Source organism: Deltaproteobacteria bacterium HGW-Deltaproteobacteria-18 (assembly GCA_002841885.1).
Lineage (GTDB): Bacteria > Desulfobacterota > Desulfovibrionia > Desulfovibrionales > Desulfomicrobiaceae > Desulfomicrobium.
The window spans coordinates 39,575-60,785 of the sequence record PHBE01000013.1; the positions used below are offsets into that span (position 1 = coordinate 39,575).

Genomic DNA, 21,211 nt, shown 5'->3' on the forward strand with positions numbered 1-21,211 from the left:
TCGCCCCTTTTTTTTGGTGCTTCGTTGTACTCTAGCGCAGCAGGCTGGGCAGGATGGTGGTGATGATCGGGAACAGGGTCAGGATCAGCAGCGTGACCAGCAGCGCGAGCAGGTAGGGCACGGCGGCCTTCATGACCTTTTCAAGGGGCACCTTGGTGATGGCGCTGGCCACGAAGAGGTCCAGGCCCACCGGCGGGGTGATGCAGCCGATGGCCAGGTTGCAGACCATGAGCACGCCGAAGAAGAGCGGGTCGATTCCGAGGCTCTTGGCCACAGGCAGGAAGATGGGCGTGAGGATGACCACGGCGGCCGAGGCGTTGACCATGGTTCCGATGAACAGCAGCAGCACGTTCATGGCCAGCAGGAAAAGGACCGGGGACGAGGTCAGGCTGGCCACGAAGGCGCCGACATGGTGGGGGATCTGCAGGTTGGTCAGGAGCCAGCCGAAGACGTTGGCCGCGCCCACCAGGAACATGATGATGGTCGTGCCGATGACGGCCTGGAAGATGATCTTGGGGAAGTCCCTGAACTTGAGTTCCTTGTAGATGAAAAGGCCCACCAGGATGCCGTAGACGGCGGCCACTGCCGCGGCCTCGGTAGGGGTGAAGATGCCGCCGTAGATGCCGCCGATGATGATGACCGGGGTCATGAGGGCGAAAAAGGAGTCCTTGAAGGACGTCCACAGCGCCGAGGTGGAGAATGTGCCCTCGGGCTTCAGCCCGCGTTTCTTGGCCAGATACCAGCTCACCAGCATCATGGACAGGCCCATGAGGATGCCAGGCAAAAAGCCGCCCACGAACAGGTCGCCGATGGAGGTGTCGGCGATGACGCCGTACACGACCAGGGTGATGGATGGCGGAATGACGATGCCCACGGTGCCGCCGGCGGCGACGATGCCCGTGGCCCATTCGCGCGTGTAGCCCTTTTTCTCCATCTCGTTGACCATGGTCGAGCCCAGCGCGGCAGTGGTGGCGGCTGACGACCCGGAGATGGCGGCGAAGAACATGCCCGAAACGGCCACGGCCTGGGCCAGTCCGCCGGTGAAGGAACCGACCAGGGCCTGGGAGAAGTTGACCAGCCTGCCGGTCACGCCGCCTGCGGACATGAACGATCCGGCGAGCATGAAAAAGGGCACGGCCATGAAGGAAAACGAGTCGATGCCCGAGTACATCATCTGGGAAACCATGACGAGGGGCATGTTCATGAAAAAATGCAGGACGGTGGCGGCGGCCAGACACAGGGCAAAGGCCACGGGCACGCCAAGGGCGGTCAGGCCCAGAAAGACGAAGAGAAGTACGTATTCCATGGCTATCCCTCCTGCCTGGCGCGAGATTTGGAAATGTCCCTGACGATGCGCAGGGTCTCCCTGAACAGGTACATGAGCATGAGCACGCAGCTGACGGGGATGATGACATAGACCCAACTCATGGGGATATCGAGACCCGGCGCGCGCTGGAAGGTCATGATGGAGGTCATTTTCCAGCCCTGGGTCAGGAGCAGGATGATGAACACGTATCCGCAGGCGTTGATGATGATGTCCAGAAAGGTGCCGAAACGGGTGCCCTTGAATTTGTCCGGCAGAAACTGCACGGCCAGATGTCCGGTTTCTCCCATGATCAGCGCCGAGCCCAGGAAAACGACCCAGACAAAGAGGAAACGTGCCAGCTCCTCGGACCATTCAGGGGTATATCCGAACATGTAGCGGGTCACGACCTGGGCAAAGATGATCAGGAGCATGATCGACATGGCGACGACGGAAAATCCGTACAGTACCGAGCGCACGCCCTTGAGGAGCTTGTCCATGGAATCCTCCTAGAAATGTGATGATAAAAAAACCCGCCCGGGCTAATCGGGCGGGTTTGCGGGAATGAGCTATTTGCCGAGGGCCAGCACCTTGTCGATGTTGTCCTGCCCGACTGTGGGGGCGAATTCCTTCCACACGGGCTGGGTCGCTTCCATGAACGGAGCGCGGTCGACTTCGATGACCTCGATCTTGCCTGTGGCCTTGATCTTGTCCCAGTACTCGTTGTCCTGCTGGGTGGAGAGTTCGCGCTGCCAGGCGACGGCCTCGGTGGCGGCTTCCTGGATGATGGCCTTTTCGGCGTCGTTGAGCTTGCTCCAGGTGATCATGGAGATGAGTACCGGTTCCGGGGCGTAGGCGTGGGCGGTCATGGATGCGTACTTCTGCACTTCAAAGAAGCGTTTGGTGTAGATGTGGGCACTGGGGTTTTCCTGTCCGTCGACAGTGCCCTGCTGCATGGCGGAATAGAGTTCGCCAAATGCCATGGGCGTGGGGGAGCCGCCCAGGGACTTGATGGTCTCGATGTAGATCTTGTTGGACATGACGCGGATCTTGAGACCGGCCATGTCGGCCGGAGTGGCCACGGGACGGACGTTGTTGGTCAAGTGGCGGATGCCGTTCTCCATGTAGCCCAGCAGCTTCAGGCCACGGGGCTCAAGCTCCTTGCCCAGTTCCATGCCCACGGTGTCCAGGGCCTTGTAGGCATGGGCGCGGTCCTTGAACAGGAAGGGCAGGTCGAAAAGGGACATCTTGGGCTGGAACTGCCCCAGGTCGGCGGTGCCGGTCAGGACCATGTCGATGGTGCCGTAGATGAGGCCTTCGGTCATGTCCTTCTGGCTGCCGAGCTGGGAGGACGGGAAGACCTGGACTTCCATTTCCCCGCCGGATTTTTCCGCGACCAGCTTGGCGAAATGGTCGGCGCCCTTGGCGTAGGGATGGCTGACTTCGGCGATATGGCCGAGCTTGAGCACTGTTTTGGCAAAGGCCGGGATGGTCAGGGCTACGGCGATCACAATGACTGCACACATGAAGAAACGTTTCATGACTCCTCCGTCAACAAAAAACGTTATGGGCGCGGACGCGCGGGGAAGGGACCTCAAGTTTTACTTAGGCCAGGATATGACGGGGAGAGAAAAAAATACGGTTTGGAACGTAAAAAGAGAAAGCGCCATTCTGCGAATTAAGCGCATTTTGTTCACGGCGTCCGAGATGACATCTTGGAAGGGTCTTATGAGCGGGGCATGAAGCCCGCTTTAGCGGCCGAAATAGCGGCGCTCGGGCCTGCCTACACTGCCGTAGACCACATCGGCGTAGAGCGTACCTTCGGAGATGAGGAATTCAAGATACCTGCGCGCTGTCGATCGGCTGATGCCAATCAGTTCGGCCACATCCTCCGCGCTGCGTCCGGCAGGTTCGGGTTGCTCGAAAACGCTGCGGACCTTGGCCAGGGTAAGCCCGTCGATGCCTTTGGGCAGGCAGCCGCTGCCCATGGGCGGACAGGGATTGCCCGGATGCAGCAGCGTGTCCACGTCGCGTTGTTCGATGGCGCTTCCAAGGCCCAGGCGCTCACGGTAGGCACAGAATTTTGTCAGGCATTCATGGAAGCGTTCGGCGGAGACGGGCTTTATCAGATAGTCGAAAACTCCGCCGCGCAGGGCCTCTTTCAAGGTCCCGATCTCGCGCGCGGCGGTGATCAGGATGACGTCGATCTCCAGGTTTTTGGCCCGGATTTCGCGCAGGAGATCCGTGCCCGGGCCTTCGGGAAAATAGAGGTCCAGCAGGATGAGATGCGGTTCCAGGGCCTCGGCCATGTCCCGCGCGTCAGCCAGGCGATGGGCGATGCCGACGACCTCGCAGCCCTGGACCCGTTCGGTGAAGCGGCGGTGCAGATCCGCGATGCGTACGTCATCTTCGACAATAAGTACTCTGGTAATCATGCCTGCTCCTTGGGAATGACCACGGTAAAAAGGGCACCGTCCAGGCTGCCGCGGCTGACCATGACCTGGCCGCCAAGCTCGTCCAAACGCTGACGGACCAGATACAGTCCGACTCCGCGCCGTCCCCGGCCTTTGGATGAAACCCCTTTCTCGAAAATCCGCTCGTACTGGTCCACGGGAACTCCCGGTCCGGCATCCTCGATCTCGAAAACGATGTCGTTGCCAAGATCCGTGAAGGACATTTCGACCATGCGCAGGTGCTGCGGCTGCTTCATGACGGCGTCGAAGGCGTTGTCCAGGAGGTTGCCGACAATGGTCACGATTTTTTCCTGGCGAATCCATTTGGGCACGTCGGCCATGGTGCTGTCCCGGTCGATGGCGAAATTGATCCGCAGCTCCTTGGCCCTGTTGTACTTGCCGAGGATGATGGCGGCAATGACCGGATGAGGGACGGATTCACCGAGGAAGCGTATGAATTCCTCGTAGCCCGTGGATTCGGTGACTACCAGTTCCAGGGCTTCGCGGTAGGCTTCGATCTGGATCAGCCCGGCGATGGTATGCAGCTTGTTCGAATATTCGTGGGTCTGAACGCGCAGCAGTTCGGAGTATTCCTGCACTCTTGAGAGCTCCGCCGCCAGGAGGTCAAGCTCGTCCTTGCGCCTGAAACTGGCTACGACGCCCTGAATTTTCTGGTTCTGGAAGACGGGTACGATGTTGAAGATGAGTTCCTGGCCATTGACAGTCCGTTCCTGGTCAAACTCGGAGAGTCCCGTGTGCAGGGCATGTCCAAGTCCCGCTTCCGGGATGATGGCGGATGCGGGCTTGCCTGCAAAGTGTTCGTCGAGGCTCAGACCCGCGTAACGCCGGGCAGCCTGGTTGGCCATGCGGATGTTTCCGTGATGGTCAATGGCCAGGACTCCCTCGCGGATCGTTTGCAGGACCGCGACGCGTTCCAGATAAAGGTTGGTGATTTCCGAAGGCTCAAGCCCCAGGGTCAGCTTCTTGAGCCGACCGGCGATGACCACGGCGCTGAGGATGCCGACCACGCTCATGCCGAGGATGTACATGAGCGGCTTGTCCAGATGTGCAGAGATGGATTGATGAATGCTTTCGGAAAGATAGCCGACGGATACGAAGCCGATGATGGCATTGTCCTCGTCCAGGATAGGGGTCATTCCGCGCAGGGATCTGCCCAGGGTGCCCACGGCTTCGGAGACATAGGACTTGCCTTCCAGCAGGGCCGGTCCCGTGTCTCCCCCGACAAAGGTTTGGCCTATGCGTTCGGGCACCGGGTGCGAATAGCGCTTCTGGGCGCTGTCGCCGATGACCACGAAGGATGCGCCGGTCTGGGTGCGGATGTTCTCGGCCAGAGTCTGAATTTCCCCTTGCGGGTCGCCTTCAAGCAGCGCCTGCCGGATGCGCGGAATCTGGGCGATGGTTCTGGCCGTCTGCAGGGCCGTCTGGCCGATTTGCTCGTGCAGCATCTCCTCGGTCAGTCCGGAGATGACGTGCCAGCTGACGGCGATCTGGATGACGACCAGCGCCAGCACCATGTGGATCAGGTGTGCCTGGATGGTGGCGGGCCGCAGACGGCTGATTATGTGGAGCCAGGGTCGCATTTGTTTACCTCCGCGCTTGCGTCTTGGTCATCGCGGATTGCGGATGCCATGGCAAGGCGCTTCGTGCGGGTCATGCATGCGCAAGGAGCGTGAAAACGCCATTCGGCGTTGCCCCGGCTTCTCCTCCCGAGACAGAAATGAGTCATACATCTTGCCGGATTTGCGTACGGCATTAATTACACAATAACAGTTTTCATTGACGATATCGGATTTTGGCGTATATTTTATCCCAAACATCAAACTCTTATTGGAGGCACTTATGGTAAACATGGATTATCCGGGACCTTGCCTTTCCTGTTCCGCTATTGAAAATTGTGCGACTGAAGAAGCAAAAAAATTGGCCGTCAAAGGCTATTGTAAAGGTGTTGAGCGAGAGCTGAATGCATGGAAAGCCACACTTTATGACGTCATGGTCGGCTTTCTGGACCTCGGAGACAAGGATCGAGGCGCTTTGGTTGACGCTGTCGCCGAGATAAAGGCACTGGTACGCGAGATTGAAGCGAAAACAGCCCAGCTTGAAGCGGAGTGTCCGCTGGAGATGGGACCGGTCGAGAAGGATCTGGGCGACAAGATGGGGCAGCTTCGTGTGCACTACAGCAAGGCCATGGAAGTGATCGGGGCTGGTTCGTTCGGAGGCTGAAAAGAGTCCTGCTTTTTGATAACAAAATGATAGCGCCCGGTGTTTGGCACCGGGCGTTTTTGTTCTCGGGGCCCGTCAGAGGGCGGGAGTTTCTTGTGGAGATGGATACGGCGCCTATGCGTAATACCTAGTCAAAGGGCGCGGCAGGCTCCGGAGGGCAAGATCTGCAATCAGGAAGGAGGTATGGGCATGAATCCGTTTTTTTGGTTCAAACTCTATCTTTTCACCATCCCTGTCTTTTTCGCCATCGACATGGTCTGGCTGGGTTTCGTGGCCAGAAATTTTTACAAGACCAACTTGAGCCACCTTCTGAGCCCCGAGGTCAATTGGCCTGCCGCGTTCATTTTTTATTTCATTTACATCGCGGGAATCCTTCTTTTTGCCGTCCGTCCCGGCCTGGAAGCGCAGTCTCTGGCCCGGGCCTGCATGTTTGGGGCGCTCTTCGGTTTTTTCACCTATGCGACGTATGATCTGACCAACCTTGCGACCTTGCGGGACTGGCCGGTTTTGGTCGTGGTGGTCGACATAGCCTGGGGCACGATCCTGTGCACCCTGGTCGCCGGAGGCAGTTATCTCATCGGGGTGCGGCTGAGCTAAAAACCCCAGGGAGGCGAAAGCCCATGACAGTCGTATTGCTTGGTGCAGCCGTGGCGCTGTTTTTGACCATGAACACAATGTTCGTCATCGGGACAAGAGCTCACGACAACAGTCTCATCGACATCGCCTATGGCCCGGCCTTTGTGCTGGCCTGTCTTGGGGGCTGGCTCGCAGGGGGGATGGAAATGCATTTCAGGCCGCTGCTCATGTTTGGCCTGCTTTGTCTTTGGGCCGTGCGGCTGGCGGTGCACATAGGCGTGCGTCATCGGGGGCGCGGCGAGGATTTCCGCTACAGAAATTTTCGCGAACAGTGGGGAGAGGCCTTTGTCTGGCGCAGTTTCCTGCAGATCTACATGCTGCAGGGGCTGGTCGTGTTTCTGGTCGCCATGCCCGTTCTTATGACCATGGCCAAACCCGGCCCCGGACTTGTCTGGACCGATCTTTTGGGCGTGTTCCTTTTTGCGGTGGGCTTTTTCTTCGAGGCGGTGGGCGACTGGCAACTGACCCGTTTCAAAAGGAGCCCGGCCGCCAAGGGCAGAATTATGACCACGGGCCTGTGGCGTTACACCCGTCATCCCAATTATTTTGGCGAAGCCGTGCTGTGGTGGGGCTTTTTTTTCCTGGGCCTTGGTTCCGCGTACGGCTGGTATGGTCTGGTCAGCCCCGTGCTCATCGGGTTTTTGCTGCTTAAAGTCTCAGGCATTCCCATGCTGGAGGAGAAGTACAAGGGGCAACCTGAGTTCGAGGCCTATAAAAATGCCACCAGCGCCTTTTTTCCCTGGCCTCCGCGTTCCATGAAAACCCGCCCAAGCGGCGACGATTCGGAGTTTGCATGAATACAGAAAGGGCGAACACCCAAAAGACGGTAGCCGTAATCGGCGGAGGCGTGGCCGGTATCGTGGCTGCGCATCTCCTGCAGGACAGCCGCGCAGTGACCATCTTCGAGAAGGAAAATTATCTGGGCGGTCACACCCACACCGTCTCGGTTCCGGACGGCCCGGACGAAGGGACGCCAGTTGACACGGGTTTCATCGTCTTCAACGAGGCCACCTATCCTCTGTTCATCAAATTTCTGGAAGAGCTTGAAGTCCCGTCCAGGGAAACGCAGATGTCGTTTGGATTTCATTGCGAGCGCACCGGACTTACCTATGCCGGGACGGACCTGGCCGGTCTTTTCGCCCAGCGCTCCAATTGGTTTTCGGTGCGCTACTACCGTTTTCTGTTCGAGGTTGCCCGTTTTTGCCATCAGGGCAAGGCGGATCTGCAGGACGGGCAGGAGCTTGGCACTCTTGATGATTACGTACGTCGCCGCGGCTTTTCGCCCTTCATGGTCGAGAACTATCTTCTGCCCATGGCTGCGGCCATCTGGTCGACTCCGGCCGGGCAGGTGGGGCAGTTCCCGGCCCTGTCCTTTCTGCGATTTTTCAACAATCACGGACTCCTCTCCCTCCTTGACCGTCCGAGTTGGAGAACTGTTTCAGGCGGTAGCTGCAGCTACGTCCGGGCATTTCTGCGCCGTTTTCGCGGGGAGGTGAGGCTTGAAGCGCCCATTGAGGAGATCCGACGTACGTCTTCCGGGGTCAGCGTGAAGGTTGCCGGCGAGGAACCGCGCATTTTTGATGACGTGTTCATCGCGGCCCATGCCGATCAGGCCCTGCGTCTCTTGGGCGACCCTTCGCCGGATGAGACGCGGCTTCTCGGCGCCTGGCGTTACGAGGAAAACATGACCGTCCTGCACACCGATGTCTCGGTGTTGCCGCCCAAGCCCACGGCCTGGGCCTGCTGGAATTTTCGGAGGGAGGCCGAGGAAGGCGCGCGGGTTTTTGTCACCTATGCCATGAATCTTCTGCAGGGCCTGGCCGCAAGAAAGCAGTATCTGGTCACCCTCAATCGACCGACTCCCCATGACGAGGCCAAGATCCTGGCCAGCCTCGTTTACCATCATCCGGTGTACACCAGGGAATCCATGGAAACGCAGGGCTCTCTTGCGTCTTTGAACGGGCACCGGAACACGTATTTCTGCGGCAGCTATTTTGGATTCGGATTTCACGAAGACGCGGTTCGCTCCAGTCACGAGGCCGTGCGTAAATTCAGGAGGGAGGAATGAATTCGCGGATTTATGTCGGAACTCTGAGCCATGAGCGTACTCATGAGGTTAAGCATGGCTTTGATTACGATCTGCATCTGTATGCTTTGGATATTGACGAACTTGATCAATTGGAGCGCGATACCATCTGGTTCGGACACAACCGGCTGCGTCCCCTGGCACTGCATGATCGCGACTATCTGCATCACGGAGACGCGGGACTGCGGGACAAGGTGCTGCGGGCCCTGCGGGAGAGCGGGGTGGACCTCGTGCCTTCGCGTATCGTGCTGATCACCGCTCTGCGTCAATTTCATTACATCTTCAATCCGGCCAGCTTTTTTTACTGTTACGACGCGTCGGACCGCCTTGCGTGCGTTCTGGTGCAGGTCAACAACACCTTTGGCGAGACCCACCTCTACGTGCTCACTCCCGGGGGAGAGCAGAGGAGTTTTGGCGCGGGAAAGGCTTTTCACGTCTCTCCGTTCTTTCCGCGTCGTGGACGCTACGAATTCATGTTCTCCGAACCCGGCGAAGAGCTTGCCGTCTCCATCACGTATTTTCTCGACGAACAGCCGGCTCTCAAGGCTTCGTTCACTGGCGTGGCACAGCTCATGACCGGGCGCAATCTGGCGCGGATGCTTATCAGGCATCCCCTGCGGGCGGTCCTGACTGTCCCGCGTATCGTGGCCCAGGCGGCGCGGCTGTATTTCCACAGGAAGCTTGCAGTCCATCCCAAGCCTGAACCCGTCTCGTCCATGACGATCCGTCAGGCTCCGCCCACGATGCTCGACAAGCTTGGCAAATGGGCGCTGGGGCGCTTCTTGCGACAACTGGATCATGGGCAGCTGACCCTTGGCCTTCCGGATGGCGGCGAAGAAGTTTTCGGTCTGCCCGGAACGAAGCCCACGGCCGAACTTGTGGTACACAGACCGCGTTTTTTCAGCCGCGTGATGCTGGCCGGGGACATCGGCTTTGGTGAAGCCTACGTCGACGGAGATTGGAGCAGCCCGGGGCTGGTCCGTCTGCTCTGCCTGCTGGCGCAGCGGGAGGATGTCCTGAACGACCGGCGTTTCTGGCCAGCCCTGGCGGGCAGAGCGCTCAATTTCGTGACGCATCTGCGCCGCCCCAACACGGTCGCCGGGAGTCGACGCAACATCGGCGAACATTACGATCTGGGAAATGATTTTTATCGGCTCTTTTTGGATTCGACCATGTCCTATTCTGGAGGCATCTTCAAAGACGTGGAGGATTCACTTGAAGATTCCCAGCTTGCCAAGATGCACGCCATCATCGACATGGCAGGCCTTGGTCCGGATGATGAGGTGCTCGAGATCGGCTGCGGCTGGGGCGGTTTCGCCTTGGAGGCCGTGCGGCGCACTGGGTGCCGGGTGACGGGCATCACCATCTCCAAAGAGCAGTTCGAGTGGGCCACGCGCAGGGTGCAGGAAGAGGGCATGGAGAAAAGCATCAGCATTCTGCTGACCGATTATCGGCACGTGCAGGGCAGTTTCAGCGCCATCGTTTCCATAGAGATGCTCGAGGCCGTGGGGCACCGCAATCTGCCGTTGTATTTTCAGACCCTTGACCGTCTGCTCGCTGCGGACGGACGGGCCGTGCTGCAGGTCATCACCATGCCTGACCAGAAATACCAGGCCTACCGTCTGGGCGCGGACTGGATCCGCAAGCACATATTTCCCGGAGGCCATTTGCCGTCCGTCGGGGCCATGTCCCGGGCCATGGGTACACGGAGCCGGCTTGGCATCACGCGCATGGACGACATCGGCCTGCATTACGCTCGCACCCTTGAGCTGTGGCGGCTTGCGCTCATTTCGCGGGGTGAAGAAGCCATGAAGCTGGGCTTTGATCGGAGGTTTTTGCGCAAGTGGGAATACTATTTCAGCTATTGCGAGGCAGGTTTTCGCAGCCGAACGGTGCGAAATTACCAGCTTCTGCTTTCTCGCATGGGTGAATCGAACGGGGTTTGCCGCACCTGAGGCGAGAGCTGGCCGGACGACGTGCGGGAAGGAAACGGACCGCACCGGATTATCGGGCCGCGCAAGCTGTAAATGCCTAGTCTGCCGGGGGATAATAAAAGAAACGCCCAGCGGGAAGCCGCTGGGCGTTTGTCGTGTGCTTCCCATTTTCGGGGAAGCGAAGGATTTTCGGAGAAGCCAGCTCCGAAAATCCCGCACTGTCCATGACGCGATAGTCGATTTTTTTTAACATGGGCTGAAGAAAAAAGTAAATCAGAAAGGCGTTGTAAGACAGAAGTCGCGGTTTTTGTAGGACGCGTGGTGCGTGTTTTTTCTCTGGGGAAAAGTCCCCTTCCCGGGATGAGGGTTTGTCGTCGTGTCCGGTTTGGCCCGTCTTTTGATCTATTGCCTCCAGCAGGAGGTGAAGAATGCAGTTTTTTCCCGCATCCATGTCTGGTGGGGCCCAGCCCTTTCGGGCGAACAGTCCGTTTGAATTGATGGGCAATCGGTCCGGTCAGGACTTTCATGACCTTTTTTCGGCGCACCTGGATCAGCCGGATGCTGCCTGTACACAGCCGCAAGCCGCCCAGCCCCAGCCTTCCGGCAATCATGAGCAGGCTTTTGCGGATGATCACGCCTTTGTCGAAGACGGAAGGGGCAAAGATTACTGCGAGTCATCTCCGAGTGAAGTAGAGAATGTTTCCGCAAGTCCGGACGCTGCCGACCATGAAGACGGCCGTGTGGAAGAAAACGCAGGAGGAGCGGCAAAAGCTGCCGTGCAGGAACCTGGCGCCTCGGGCGCTTCCGGGCATGCTGATTTGGCCGGAGAGGCCGGCGCCCGGGACGTGGATAATGCGGAGGAATCTACCGCTGTCGCGGTGCAGGAGCTGCTGGACAGTCTGGCCGATGAGGTCAAGGCGCGGGCCGCGGATCACGAGGGGTCCGCCATTTCCGAGAAAATCGCGGCCCTGCACGAACTTCTTCGACAATTTCAAAAGAGCGATCCCGCGGTCCGCAGCGAGCTTGCCGTGACCCTGGGCGAGCAGATGAGGAGCCTGAAAGCGGAGCTTGCGGCGACGGGAAAGCGGGCCGAAGGCGACAAAGACCTGGAACACACGAAGGGGAACGCCAAGAACGCCTCCTCCGGTGTTACTCAGAAGATCGATGCCCTGTTGATCCGTCTGGAGGCGTATCGGATGGCGGGGCATGAAAACGTTAAGGCCGAGAAGGCGTCAGCCGGTACCGGTTCATCCCTTGCCGCCAAGGCAGAGGGCAAGGCGGGAGAGGAGGGCGGGCGATCGCGTGCCGCAGGTTCCTCGCTCTTGCTGAAGGAAATGGCGCAGAAAGCCGCTGGCAAAGAAGCATTGTCCGGCAAGCCGGGCTCGGGCTTGGAAGCCGAAGTTACGGTCGCGGCAGAGAGCGGCAAGGGCTCAAAGATTAGCGCCCGTTCGGTCCGGCGCGAGGGTGAAGCACCGAACGTGCCTCAAGGTCAATCCGGGAATCGGGTGGCGTCGTCCGAAAATTCCGGCGGAAAAAGCTCCCTGACGCTTGAAGTCCAGGAAGATGCGCCTTCGCCGCAGGATCGGCAGAATGAGTCCGTGCTCACCGATGCGGATCGAAAACATGCCGCCGCCAAGGATCAGGACGGCGCCGCTCGAAACGTTAGCTCCATGACGCGCAACGGCCTGCCTGCGGCTGCGGACAAGGCCGCCATGGCAAAGGACGCTTCCGGTCAGCCCGTATCACAGGATGCCGCCTCCCTGGCGCGTGAGAGCGAAGCCGCTTCAGCCGCGAGTACGGTAGCCGCGGATTCCAAGGGTGAAAAAAAACAGCCTGATGCCCGTCAGGGTTTCTTCGGTACTCCGGACAGGGAAAAATCGTCCTCATCCGCCTCCCGCGCCGCCCAGACCGCCGGGAACACGAAGAACTCCTCGGAATCCCAGACCTTGACCCAGACCGCCGCCCAGACTGCCCAGAACCAGTTTCAGCAGAGGATGGAGGCCCCCGTCAGTGGGCGCAACGCCGAAGTCTACCAGCAGGTCGAGAACGGAGCTTTCCGGAATCTTGGGCAGGGCGTGAAGCAACTGGTCATCCGTCTTGATCCGGCCGACCTGGGTCAGGTCAGCGTCATCCTGCAGGTACGGGGCAAGGAAGTGCAGGCCGTGCTCAGGTCCAGCAACCAGGAGACCTCCCTGGCCTTGAACGAGCAGCTGGGGCAGCTGCGCACGCAGCTCGAAGCACAGGGGCTGAAAGTCGGTAAACTCGAAGTGCAGACGCAGCTGGCCGACTCCCAGAGCCAGTCGCAGTGGCAGGGCGCCGAGAATCACAACCGCTATCAGGAGAACCAGGAATTGGCCATGTCGGCCAAGCGCTGGCGCACTCTTGAAAGGGTGGCCCCCGGTCTGGTCCAGGATGTGCACAATAGCGGGCACAGGGAAAAAGTTTCCCAAAGCGGCCTGGATATTTTTGCCTGAGAGGAGACGGCCATGATTGATCAGATTTTGCAGCAGCAGGGCGGTTTTTACGGCGCGGACACGGCATCGAAGAACGATGTCCTCGGCAAGGACGCCTTTTTGAAGCTTCTTGTGACCCAGTTGCAGAATCAGGATCCCCTGAATCCTCTGGACGACAAGGAATTCATTGCCCAGTTGGCGCAGTTCTCGAGCCTGGAGCAGATGACCAACATTTCCGAGGGCATCACCTCTTTGACAAACAAGACCGCCCAGCAGGACATGCTCAGCGCCGTCAACTACATCGGCAAGGACGTCACGGCCTCCGGAGATGGGATCACCAAGAGCGGAAACTACGTGACCCCAGTCTACTTCACCTTGGGTGGCGCCGCCGCACAGGTTTTTGCCAATGTGTACGACGAGAACAACAACATCGTGCGCACCGAGAAGTTCACTTCCATGCAGGCCGGAGAGTTTGCATTCACCTGGGACGGTCTGGACTACAATGGGAATACGGCCAACAGCGGCCAGTACAACGTATATTTTTCAGCGGAAAGCCCAACCGGGGCAACGGTTTTTGTTGATACGGAAGTCTCCGGCACCGTGACCGCCCTGGAACAGGGCGACGGGGAGACGTTCTTCCGCCTGAGCGACGGGCGCAAGATCAGTTTCAGCGACATCAAGAAGGTCATCCAGCCGGTTGTGGCTGAAGAATAAGCATTTCACAGGTCACTGCGGTGAATCAAGAAGGGGGTAGTTATGGGTTTGTCAGCATCACTGTACTCCGGGACCAGCGGTCTCAAGGCTCATGGCGAGGATATGACCGTCATCGGCAACAACATCTCCAACGTCTCGACCATAGGGTTCAAGGGCTCGCGCATGTATTTCGAGGATGCGCTGAGCCAGCAGATCACCACCGCTTCAGGTAGCGGCCAGGTGGGACGTGGCGTGGCCGTGGGAACGGTCATGGGTGATTTTTCCCAGGGCTCCCTGGAGAGCACCACGGAAGCCACGGACCTGGCCATAGGCGGCAACGGGTTCTTCATGGTTTCGCCGGCCGGCCAGGAGGTCAACTACTATACCCGCGCCGGAAACTTCCGTTTCGACGAGGAAGGCTATCTGGTCGATCCCCGTGGTTACCGCCTGCAGGGGTGGGAAGTGCAGCAGGCAAACACGAGTGCGGCGGCCAGCGGGGACACGACCGCACAGACCTCGACCGGCGTACAGATTCTGGGTGTGCCCCAGGACGTGAAGCTGGAGAATTTTCAGTCGCCGCCGCAGGCCACGAGCCGGGTCGATTTGATCCTGAACGTGGATTCCAGCTCCGAGGACAAGTCGGTAAGTCCGACGGATCCGTTCACCGCCCTCTTCGACACCTATGACGCCACGGCTGTGGAGCCGATCGGAGAGGCGAGCTACGCTTATCAGACGACGATAAAGGTGTACGACGAAAACGGTTCTTCGCATAACATGACGGTCTACATGGACCCCATCGCAAATGTAGAGGTTACCGGCGCAGCCGCGGGCAAGCGGTACTGGGAATACATAATTGCCGTGCCGCCCGGTGAGGACAACCGTGAGTTCTGGGGCGCGGGAGACGAGAAGCGCGGAATCCTCATGAGTGGCACCTTGACCTTCAACGCGGCCGGTGAACTTGAGAACATGTCTGCGTTTACGGTGAATGATCCTGCAGCCGATCCGGAGCTGGCCGCGTCCTGGGTTCCGGCAAACTTCTCGCAAAATGGCTATCCGATTTGCACCGCCAACTTTCTGGGAACCGCCAATGGCAGTACCACGGGTTCGGGAACACTCTCCGAGAGTGAAAACACAAAAAATATTGAGATTAACTTTGGTGTGCGAAACAAGACTTCTTCGTGGGAACCGGGGCCCGCTATTCCCCCTGCCGCGGCAACCGGTCAAGACAATTTGGGGGACTATCCGACAATCGATACGTCAGGCGCTACGCCTGTACTGGTAGGTAGTCTCGATGCAATAAATGGTTTCGCGTCGACGGAGCTCAGCGCGCTCTCGTCCACCAACTACAGCACAGGTTCCACGACCATCTTCCAGGCGCAGGACGGTTACACCGCAGGCTTTCTGCAGAACCTCTCCGTCGACCGTGACGGGGTCATCACCGGCCGATACTCCAACGGTCAGGTCCTGCAGCTCTTCGCCGTGACCCTGGCCACTTTCAACAACAACTACGCCCTGTTCCGCGAGGGCGGCAACCTCTTCTCCGAGACCCGCTCTTCGGGGCCGCCCATCACCGGGCTGGCCAACACAGGAGGCAAGGGCAGCATCGCCTCCAACTCCCTGGAGCAGTCCAACGTGGACCTGGCCACGGAATTCGTAAAGATGATCACCACGGAAAAGGGCTTTCAGGCCAACTCCAAGACCATCACCACCGTCGATCAGATGCTGACCGTACTCATACAGCTCAAGCGTTAATCTTCTGAACTCGCACAACAAAAAACCCGCGACGGTAATTCCGGAGCGGGTTTTTTGTTGTGCAGGAGAAAGTGGCTAGAGCGCTCTATCCAGAAAAAGGCCAACCATCTTTTCTATGGATGCCGCCAGATCAAGCATTTCGTCGGCGGGGATCTTGCGGATCAGCTTTTGCGTTTCGGGGTCACGCACTTCCACCTGAACCTTGTCGGTTTTCTCGTCGATGTTAAACTTCAGGTTCACGCCCAGGGAAGACATGTACGAGTCTACCGCATCGGTCAGGTTTTGCAGCTTCTGCAAGGAAATTTCTTCCGACTCGTCAGGCGTGGTGCCTTGCGGCCGACCCGGAAGGACGCCCGATTCGGCGCGCTCCGCGTATTCGAAATCGGATTTGAGTTGCGTGGTTTGCTCAACGGGCGCCAGCAGGTCCTGGGGCTCGTAGGAGAGAGAGGTGATTTTCATGGCCGAGGCCTCCTCTTGATAGATGGATTCATCTTTCTAATCGTCCAGAGAGGAGAAAACTTTAGGCGTGAGAGGCAATTTTGACCTCTTTGGTGGAATGCCGCTGGCGATCAATTTCTAACCTGCTGAAAATAAAGGCCAAGCTTTAAATGGCATTCTGCGTGCAATGTCGCGTGCATACCAGCGTAAGGAGGATCTCACATGTCTTTGGTCATAAATCACAACTTGATGGCGATGAACTCCGCCAGGAACCTGTCCAATTCGTACAGCAATTTAGCAACCTCGACCCGGCGCCTATCCTCCGGATTGCGCGTTGGCACCGCCGCCGACGACGCGGCAGGCCTCGCCATCCGGGAGTTGATGCGCGCCGATATTGCGTCCCTCAATCAAGGTGTCCGCAACGCCAACGATGCCATCTCCATGATTCAGACGGCCGACGGTGCCCTGCAGGTCATCGATGAAAAATTGATCCGCATGAAAGAATTGGCCACCCAGGCAGCTACCGGCACCTATGGTTCGGATCAGCGCCTGATCATCGATTCGGAGTACCAGGCCATGGCCTCGGAAATTACCCGAATCGCCAATGCGACAGATTTCAACGGAATTTATCTGCTCAACGGCAATCTTTCATCCTCGTATCAGAATGCCGCCGAATGGAGGCTCGATCACAGCGGTGCCGGCCTGCAGTCCAGAGGGGCACTGAAGATCCATTTCGGCACCGGCAATGACAGCAGCGAAGACTACTACTACATCGCCATCGGCAATTCCACCGCTTCGGCCCTGGGTGTAGGAAACCAATCCGACCGCAGTATCTCGAGCGCGGGATTCAGCATCTCCACCCAGCAGGGAGCCCAGGAAGCGCTCGACGCCATCAACACCGCCATTATTTCCAAGGACAAGATCCGGGCCAGTCTTGGTTCGCTGCAGAACCGGCTGGAGAATACCATCACCAACCTGACCATCCAGGCCGAGAATCTGCAGGCCGCGGAGTCCCGCATCTCCGACGTGGATGTGGCTCAGGAAATGACGGAATTCGTGCGCAACCAGATCCTGACCCAATCTGCCGTGGCCATGCTGGCTCAGGCCAACCAGCTGCCGCAGATGGCCATGCAGCTCATGCAGGGCTAATCAGGGAATTATCGGCAAAGGCAATGATCAAAGACAAAGCCGGGGCTTTTGGCCCCGGCTTGTTTTCTTGCCATGCCTCTTGCGGGTGAAGATGGTCTTACGCTTCAGGCCCGGAAAGATCGGGAAAGCGTTTCCGCAGCAGCAGCAGAGCCTGTTCGGCCGCGCCCTGTTCAGCCTTGCGCATGCTGCGCTCCTCCCATTCCACTTCGGTTTTATCCGGCATGGTTACGACGACGGTGTACTGCTTGGCGTGTTCCGGGCCGTGACTGTCGCGCAACGCGTATGAAGGCCGGGCCTTCCAGATGCGCTGGGTGGCTTCCTGCAACAGGCTTTTGAAGTCACGCGGGCGGAAGGTCTCCGGAGGCGCGGGCCACTGCCCCTCAAACAAAAAATTGACACATGTGATCGCGGACGCAAGGCCACCATCAAGGTAGACGGCTCCCAGCACCGCTTCCAGGGCATCGCTCAGCACGGAATTTTTTTCTCTTCCGCCCTGCACATCCTCCCCGCGGCCCAGGAGCAGGCATTCGCCGAGGCGAATCTTTCTGGCCGCCTGCGCCAGCGCGCCCTCACTGACCAGCGCGGAACGCATTTTGGTAAGATGGCCTTCCTGCACTTCCGGGAATTTGCGAAATAATTCCTGGGATACAGCCAACTCCAGAACAGCATCACCAAGAAATTCGAGCCGTTCGTTATGCGGACAGGCGTGTTCATTGGCGTGGGAACTGTGTGTGAGAGCTTGGATTAAAAGCTTGACTTGCTTGAATTCATAATGGATTTCATTCTGCAGCGCTTGCAGTGCATCCGATGGAACTTCCAGTGACATTAAGGTTCTCCATGAGAGACGATTATCTTCACGCCCTATTTTCTCCCCAAGCTATCGCCGTTGTCGGATCATTCGACAGCGCAGGAGCCTCGGCCCGTGTCGTGCTTTCCAATCTTGAAGGCTGGGGGTATCAGGGGAGGATTGTTCCCGTCAATTGGACCTCCAGGCAGGCTCCCGGCAATCTTGAAGACCTCAAGGGGATCGACCTTGCGGTGGTCTGCCTTGTCCCTGAGCTTGTGCCCGACGCCCTGGAGCGGATCGCGGACATGGGCATCAAGGCGGTCATCATCACCTCCGCCGGATTTCGGGAGATCGGAGGGCAGGGCTACTACCTCGAAGAATCCATCATCCAGCTGGCTGAGCGCCGAAACCTGACCCTGCTTGGCCCCAACTGTCTGGGCGTGGCCTCCTGGGCCGACCATCTGAACGCATCGCTCATCTCCCGGCTGCCCAGCCAGGGCAACATCGCCTTTTTTTCGCCGTCCGGATCCATGTGCAACGCAATTCTGGATTGGGCCGCAAGCGAGGATATAGGCTTTTCCAAATTCGCAAGCCTCGGTAACCGCGCGGTCATCGATGAAGCGTCCATGCTCCAGTTTCTGGCCGAAGACCCCCAGACCAGCGTTATCATAGGTTACCTTGAGGGCATGAACAACGGCCGTCGTTTTGCGCGCATCAGCCAGACCATCACCCACGAAAAGCCGGTCATCATGCTGCAGGCCGGTATGACAGAACACGGGCAGAAGGCAATTTCTTCCCATGTGGGCGCTCTCACTGGATCGGAGCGGGCCTATCAGACGGCCCTGCGGCAGGCGGGCATCATCCAGGTGGACAATCTCTCCACTCTTTTCGACCTGGCGCGCATGTTCGGAACCCAGTCGCTGCCCAAGGGGCCGAATCTGGCCATCGTCACCAATTCCGGAGGAGCCGGGATTCTGGCCGCCGACGGAATGGCCGGGACCAGCCTCAACCTCCCGCGCCTTGGCCGCGATACGGCCGCCCGCCTGGCTGACGTTCTTCCCCGCCATGCGCAGACATCCAATCTTGTGGACATAGGCATGGAAGCCACTCCCGTGCAGTATGCCCAGGCCCTGGACACGGTGCTTCGCGACCGGCAGATTCAGATGGCCTTGCTGGTCATCGCTCCGGGACTTGGCGTGGACCTGCAGGCCATCGTGCGCGAACTGGTCGCCTTGCCCAGGCCGGATGGCAAGACCGTTGCGGTCTGCCTGATCGGCCAGGAAGGGGTGATGGAAGAGAAACGTTTTCTGCAGCGTCACGGCCTGCCCTGCTATTCCAACCCCAAGGCGGCGCTGGCCAGTTTCGAGGCCATGCTTCGCTATGCCGGGTGGAAGACCAAATCCTACCCTGTGGAGGTCTGTTACCGCCGGGACAAGGCCAAGGCCGAGCGTTTTCTGAAGGACTGTCTGGATGTCCGCAAGACCGAGCTGTTCGGCTTTGAAATGCAGCCCCTGCTCATGGCCTACGAGCTTGGCTTTCCTCGTACGGAGCTTGCCCGCACCAGCAAGAGCGCGGTCAAGATCGCCAAGCGTTTGGCCTGTTCCGTGGCACTGAAGATTGCATCCCCGCATATCGAGTACAAAAGCGATGTGGGCGGGGTCGAGGTCAACCTGCAGACTTCCGAAGAGGTTCGCCAGGCCTTTTTGCAAGTGACCTCGCGCGTGCAGCGCCTGCGCAGCGAAGCCTTTGTCTCGGGCTGTCTGGTCCAGGAGATGATTCTGGGCAAACCGGCGGAAGTCTGCATCCGGGTCCAGCGCGACCCGAAATTCGGTCCACTGATCCGTTTCGGGCTGTCGGGCAGTCAGGCGGACATTTTTCAGGAGTATTCGATGCGCCTTGCGCCGCTATCCCTGGAAGACGCCTCCGGAATGATGCGCGAGCTCAAGGTCTTCTCTCTGCTCAAGCGGGAGCGCGGGCGCGACGCGCTGGACTTGAGGGCTCTTGAGGATGTATTGCTTACAGTGTCGCAGATGACTCTGGATTTTCCTGAAATTTACACCCTGGAGTTCGATCCTGTTCTGGTCACGTCGAGGGGGGCCTGGGTGGCCGGAGCGCGAATGTCTCTTTTGCCTCAGTCTGAATAGTCGGGCCGTGATCGGAAAAATAATTTCGCAGTCCTGATCGGGAGGGAATATGGTAGGAATTTATGTAGGGGCGACATCCGGCTATTCCGGTAAAAACATGATTGCCATGGGGATCGGGCTCAAGCTGCAGAAAGAGGGCTACCGGGTCGGATACATGAAGCCGGTGGGGGCCTTGCCGCAGGAAAAGAACGGAGTGCTGGGCGATGCCGACGCGTTCTTCGTTCAGGACATTCTGGGTCTTTCCGACAACCCCACTCTGGTCACTCCCGTGGTCGTGGATCAGGATTTCAAGATGAAGGCCTTCACGGGCAAGTGCGAAGACCTGATGCCGCGCATCAAGGCCGCCTATGAAGAGCTCGGCAAGGACAAGGACGTCATGATCGTGGCCGGTTCCGGAAGCATGTACTCGGGCAAGTACTGCGGTGTGGACGGGATAAGCGTCGTCAAATCGTTGGGTATAAAATCCATCATCATTGACCGTTACGTCAAAGAGCTCAATTACGATTATCTCATCGCCATGAAAGAACTGCTCGGCGAGCAGCTGCTTGGCGTGCTCCTGAACGACATTCCTCCGGTCTTCAAGGAAGAGCTTGATTCGCTTCTGCATCCGTTCATGGAGAGCAAGGGCATAAAGGTTCTGGGCAAGATCCCGTCCGATCCGCTCATGGGCGCCATCAAGGTCGCGGATCTGGCCGACCGTCTGGGCGGCAAGGTCATCACCGCCCAGGACAAGTCCGAACGGGTGGTGGAGAATTTTCTGATCGGCACGATGCAGGTCGAAAATTTCATGACTCATTTCCGCAAGAGCAAGAAGTCCGCGATCATTGTCGGTGGAGACCGCTCCGACGTGCAGCTGGTGGCCCTTGAAGGGCAGTGTCAGTGTCTGGTGCTGACCGGCAATCTCTACCCCAACGACATCATCATGACCCGGGCCGAGGTCCTCGAAGTGCCCATTGTGGTTGTTCGTGACGATACCTTCACCGTGGCCAAGAAGATGGAAGCCATCCTGTCGCGGCACAAGTTGCGCGACGTGATCAAGATCCAGCACGGTTCACAGCTGGTCAGCTCCATCATCGATTTCCAGTACATGAAGGAAAGTCTTGGGATCTGAAACTTCGGACCTCAGGCCAAAAGGAAAAAGC

At 58.5% G+C, this 21,211-nt stretch carries 19 protein-coding genes; 12 read left to right on the plus strand and 7 right to left on the minus strand.

Annotated features, from left to right (window positions below):
• Positions 1-31: 31 nt before the first annotated feature.
• The 3 genes from CVU60_12715 to CVU60_12725 form a co-directional block, all read right to left on the minus strand.
• Positions 32-1,306: a C4-dicarboxylate ABC transporter permease gene (locus tag CVU60_12715; protein ID PKN41063.1), complete on the minus strand. Its 1,275-nt coding sequence runs from the start codon at positions 1,304-1,306 to the stop codon at positions 32-34.
• Between the two features lie 2 nt (positions 1,307-1,308).
• Positions 1,309-1,803: a TRAP transporter small permease gene (locus CVU60_12720; protein PKN41064.1), complete on the minus strand. Its 495-nt coding sequence runs from the start codon at positions 1,801-1,803 to the stop codon at positions 1,309-1,311.
• 69 nt (positions 1,804-1,872) lie between these two features.
• Positions 1,873-2,844: a C4-dicarboxylate ABC transporter substrate-binding protein gene (locus tag CVU60_12725; GenBank protein PKN41065.1), complete on the minus strand. Its 972-nt coding sequence runs from the start codon at positions 2,842-2,844 to the stop codon at positions 1,873-1,875.
• Between CVU60_12725 and CVU60_12730 the strand changes: the two genes are divergently transcribed.
• On the plus strand, positions 2,843-3,046 hold the full coding sequence (locus CVU60_12730; protein PKN41066.1) for a hypothetical protein: 204 nt from the start codon (positions 2,843-2,845) through the stop codon (positions 3,044-3,046). The genes CVU60_12725 and CVU60_12730 overlap by 2 nt on opposite strands.
• Positions 3,047-3,054: 8 nt before the next feature.
• Here CVU60_12730 and CVU60_12735 read toward each other — a convergent pair whose 3' ends face one another.
• Together CVU60_12735 and CVU60_12740 are read right to left on the minus strand one after the other, a co-directional pair.
• The gene (locus tag CVU60_12735; GenBank protein ID PKN41067.1) at positions 3,055-3,738 is read right to left on the minus strand and encodes a two-component system response regulator; all 684 of its coding nucleotides are present in this window, start codon (positions 3,736-3,738) and stop codon (positions 3,055-3,057) included.
• Positions 3,735-5,357 carry a sensor histidine kinase gene (locus CVU60_12740; GenBank protein PKN41068.1) on the minus strand — a complete coding sequence of 541 codons (1,623 nt, stop codon included), beginning with the start codon at positions 5,355-5,357 and terminating at the stop codon, positions 3,735-3,737. The genes CVU60_12735 and CVU60_12740 overlap by 4 nt, the downstream gene beginning before the upstream one ends.
• A gap of 259 nt (positions 5,358-5,616) precedes the next feature.
• Here CVU60_12740 and CVU60_12745 point away from each other — a divergent pair, with 259 nt between their 5' ends.
• From CVU60_12745 to CVU60_12780, 8 genes are all read left to right on the plus strand, one after another.
• A complete protein-coding gene (locus tag CVU60_12745) occupies positions 5,617-5,997 on the plus strand; it encodes a hypothetical protein (protein PKN41069.1) in 381 nt (126 codons plus the stop codon).
• Positions 5,998-6,186: 189 nt separating this feature from the next.
• A complete protein-coding gene (locus CVU60_12750; protein ID PKN41125.1) occupies positions 6,187-6,594 on the plus strand; it encodes a DUF2177 domain-containing protein in 408 nt (135 codons plus the stop codon).
• A 23-nt stretch (positions 6,595-6,617) separates the two neighbouring features.
• Entirely contained in the window at positions 6,618-7,430 is an 813-nt protein-coding gene (locus CVU60_12755) for a steroid 5-alpha reductase (protein ID PKN41070.1), read from the plus strand.
• Positions 7,427-8,701: an amine oxidase gene (locus CVU60_12760; GenBank protein PKN41071.1), complete on the plus strand. Its 1,275-nt coding sequence runs from the start codon at positions 7,427-7,429 to the stop codon at positions 8,699-8,701. Before CVU60_12755 ends, CVU60_12760 begins: the two co-directional genes overlap by 4 nt.
• Entirely contained in the window at positions 8,698-10,674 is a 1,977-nt protein-coding gene (locus CVU60_12765) for a DUF1365 domain-containing protein (GenBank protein PKN41072.1), read from the plus strand. Before CVU60_12760 ends, CVU60_12765 begins: the two co-directional genes overlap by 4 nt.
• 407 nt (positions 10,675-11,081) lie before the next feature.
• Entirely contained in the window at positions 11,082-13,127 is a 2,046-nt protein-coding gene (locus CVU60_12770; GenBank protein PKN41073.1) for a hypothetical protein, read from the plus strand.
• A 12-nt stretch (positions 13,128-13,139) separates the two neighbouring features.
• A complete protein-coding gene (locus CVU60_12775) occupies positions 13,140-13,820 on the plus strand; it encodes a flagellar hook capping protein (GenBank protein PKN41074.1) in 681 nt (226 codons plus the stop codon).
• Between the two features lie 42 nt (positions 13,821-13,862).
• Positions 13,863-15,551: a flagellar biosynthesis protein FlgE gene (locus CVU60_12780; GenBank protein ID PKN41075.1), complete on the plus strand. Its 1,689-nt coding sequence runs from the start codon at positions 13,863-13,865 to the stop codon at positions 15,549-15,551.
• Between the two features lie 75 nt (positions 15,552-15,626).
• Here the strand turns inward: CVU60_12780 and CVU60_12785 are convergent, their stop codons facing one another.
• Positions 15,627-16,010 (minus strand): hypothetical protein, encoded by a 384-nt coding sequence (locus CVU60_12785; GenBank protein PKN41076.1) that lies wholly within the window; start codon positions 16,008-16,010, stop codon positions 15,627-15,629.
• Positions 16,011-16,211: 201 nt separating this feature from the next.
• Between CVU60_12785 and CVU60_12790 the strand changes: the two genes are divergently transcribed.
• The gene (locus CVU60_12790; protein ID PKN41077.1) at positions 16,212-17,138 is read left to right on the plus strand and encodes a flagellin; all 927 of its coding nucleotides are present in this window, start codon (positions 16,212-16,214) and stop codon (positions 17,136-17,138) included.
• A gap of 97 nt (positions 17,139-17,235) precedes the next feature.
• Here the strand turns inward: CVU60_12790 and rnc are convergent, their stop codons facing one another.
• A complete protein-coding gene (gene rnc / locus CVU60_12795; GenBank protein PKN41078.1) occupies positions 17,236-17,964 on the minus strand; it encodes a ribonuclease III in 729 nt (242 codons plus the stop codon).
• On the opposite strand from rnc, the gene CVU60_12800 reads away from it, so the two are divergent.
• Both CVU60_12800 and CVU60_12805 read left to right on the plus strand, forming a co-directional pair.
• Positions 17,946-20,069: an acyl-CoA synthetase gene (locus CVU60_12800; GenBank protein PKN41079.1), complete on the plus strand. Its 2,124-nt coding sequence runs from the start codon at positions 17,946-17,948 to the stop codon at positions 20,067-20,069. The genes rnc and CVU60_12800 overlap by 19 nt on opposite strands.
• A 49-nt stretch (positions 20,070-20,118) precedes the next feature.
• Positions 20,119-21,180, plus strand: coding sequence for a hypothetical protein (locus CVU60_12805; protein ID PKN41080.1), 1,062 nt, complete (start codon positions 20,119-20,121; stop codon positions 21,178-21,180).
• The last annotated feature ends 31 nt before the right edge of the window (positions 21,181-21,211 follow it).

Coding starts and splice junctions, on each gene's coding strand:
- CVU60_12715 (PKN41063.1), bottom strand. CDS start 1,306: ATGGAATACGTACTTCTCTTCGTCTTTCTGGGCCTGACCGCCCTTGGC.
- CVU60_12720 (PKN41064.1), bottom strand. CDS start 1,803: ATGGACAAGCTCCTCAAGGGCGTGCGCTCGGTACTGTACGGATTTTCC.
- CVU60_12730 (PKN41066.1), top strand. CDS start 2,843: ATGACTCCTCCGTCAACAAAAAACGTTATGGGCGCGGACGCGCGGGGA.
- CVU60_12725 (PKN41065.1), bottom strand. CDS start 2,844: ATGAAACGTTTCTTCATGTGTGCAGTCATTGTGATCGCCGTAGCCCTG.
- CVU60_12735 (PKN41067.1), bottom strand. CDS start 3,738: ATGATTACCAGAGTACTTATTGTCGAAGATGACGTACGCATCGCGGAT.
- CVU60_12740 (PKN41068.1), bottom strand. CDS start 5,357: ATGCGACCCTGGCTCCACATAATCAGCCGTCTGCGGCCCGCCACCATC.
- CVU60_12745 (PKN41069.1), top strand. CDS start 5,617: ATGGTAAACATGGATTATCCGGGACCTTGCCTTTCCTGTTCCGCTATT.
- CVU60_12750 (PKN41125.1), top strand. CDS start 6,187: ATGAATCCGTTTTTTTGGTTCAAACTCTATCTTTTCACCATCCCTGTC.
- CVU60_12755 (PKN41070.1), top strand. CDS start 6,618: ATGACAGTCGTATTGCTTGGTGCAGCCGTGGCGCTGTTTTTGACCATG.
- CVU60_12760 (PKN41071.1), top strand. CDS start 7,427: ATGAATACAGAAAGGGCGAACACCCAAAAGACGGTAGCCGTAATCGGC.
- CVU60_12765 (PKN41072.1), top strand. CDS start 8,698: ATGAATTCGCGGATTTATGTCGGAACTCTGAGCCATGAGCGTACTCAT.
- CVU60_12770 (PKN41073.1), top strand. CDS start 11,082: ATGCAGTTTTTTCCCGCATCCATGTCTGGTGGGGCCCAGCCCTTTCGG.
- CVU60_12775 (PKN41074.1), top strand. CDS start 13,140: ATGATTGATCAGATTTTGCAGCAGCAGGGCGGTTTTTACGGCGCGGAC.
- CVU60_12780 (PKN41075.1), top strand. CDS start 13,863: ATGGGTTTGTCAGCATCACTGTACTCCGGGACCAGCGGTCTCAAGGCT.
- CVU60_12785 (PKN41076.1), bottom strand. CDS start 16,010: ATGAAAATCACCTCTCTCTCCTACGAGCCCCAGGACCTGCTGGCGCCC.
- CVU60_12790 (PKN41077.1), top strand. CDS start 16,212: ATGTCTTTGGTCATAAATCACAACTTGATGGCGATGAACTCCGCCAGG.
- CVU60_12800 (PKN41079.1), top strand. CDS start 17,946: ATGGAACTTCCAGTGACATTAAGGTTCTCCATGAGAGACGATTATCTT.
- rnc (PKN41078.1), bottom strand. CDS start 17,964: ATGTCACTGGAAGTTCCATCGGATGCACTGCAAGCGCTGCAGAATGAA.
- CVU60_12805 (PKN41080.1), top strand. CDS start 20,119: ATGGTAGGAATTTATGTAGGGGCGACATCCGGCTATTCCGGTAAAAAC.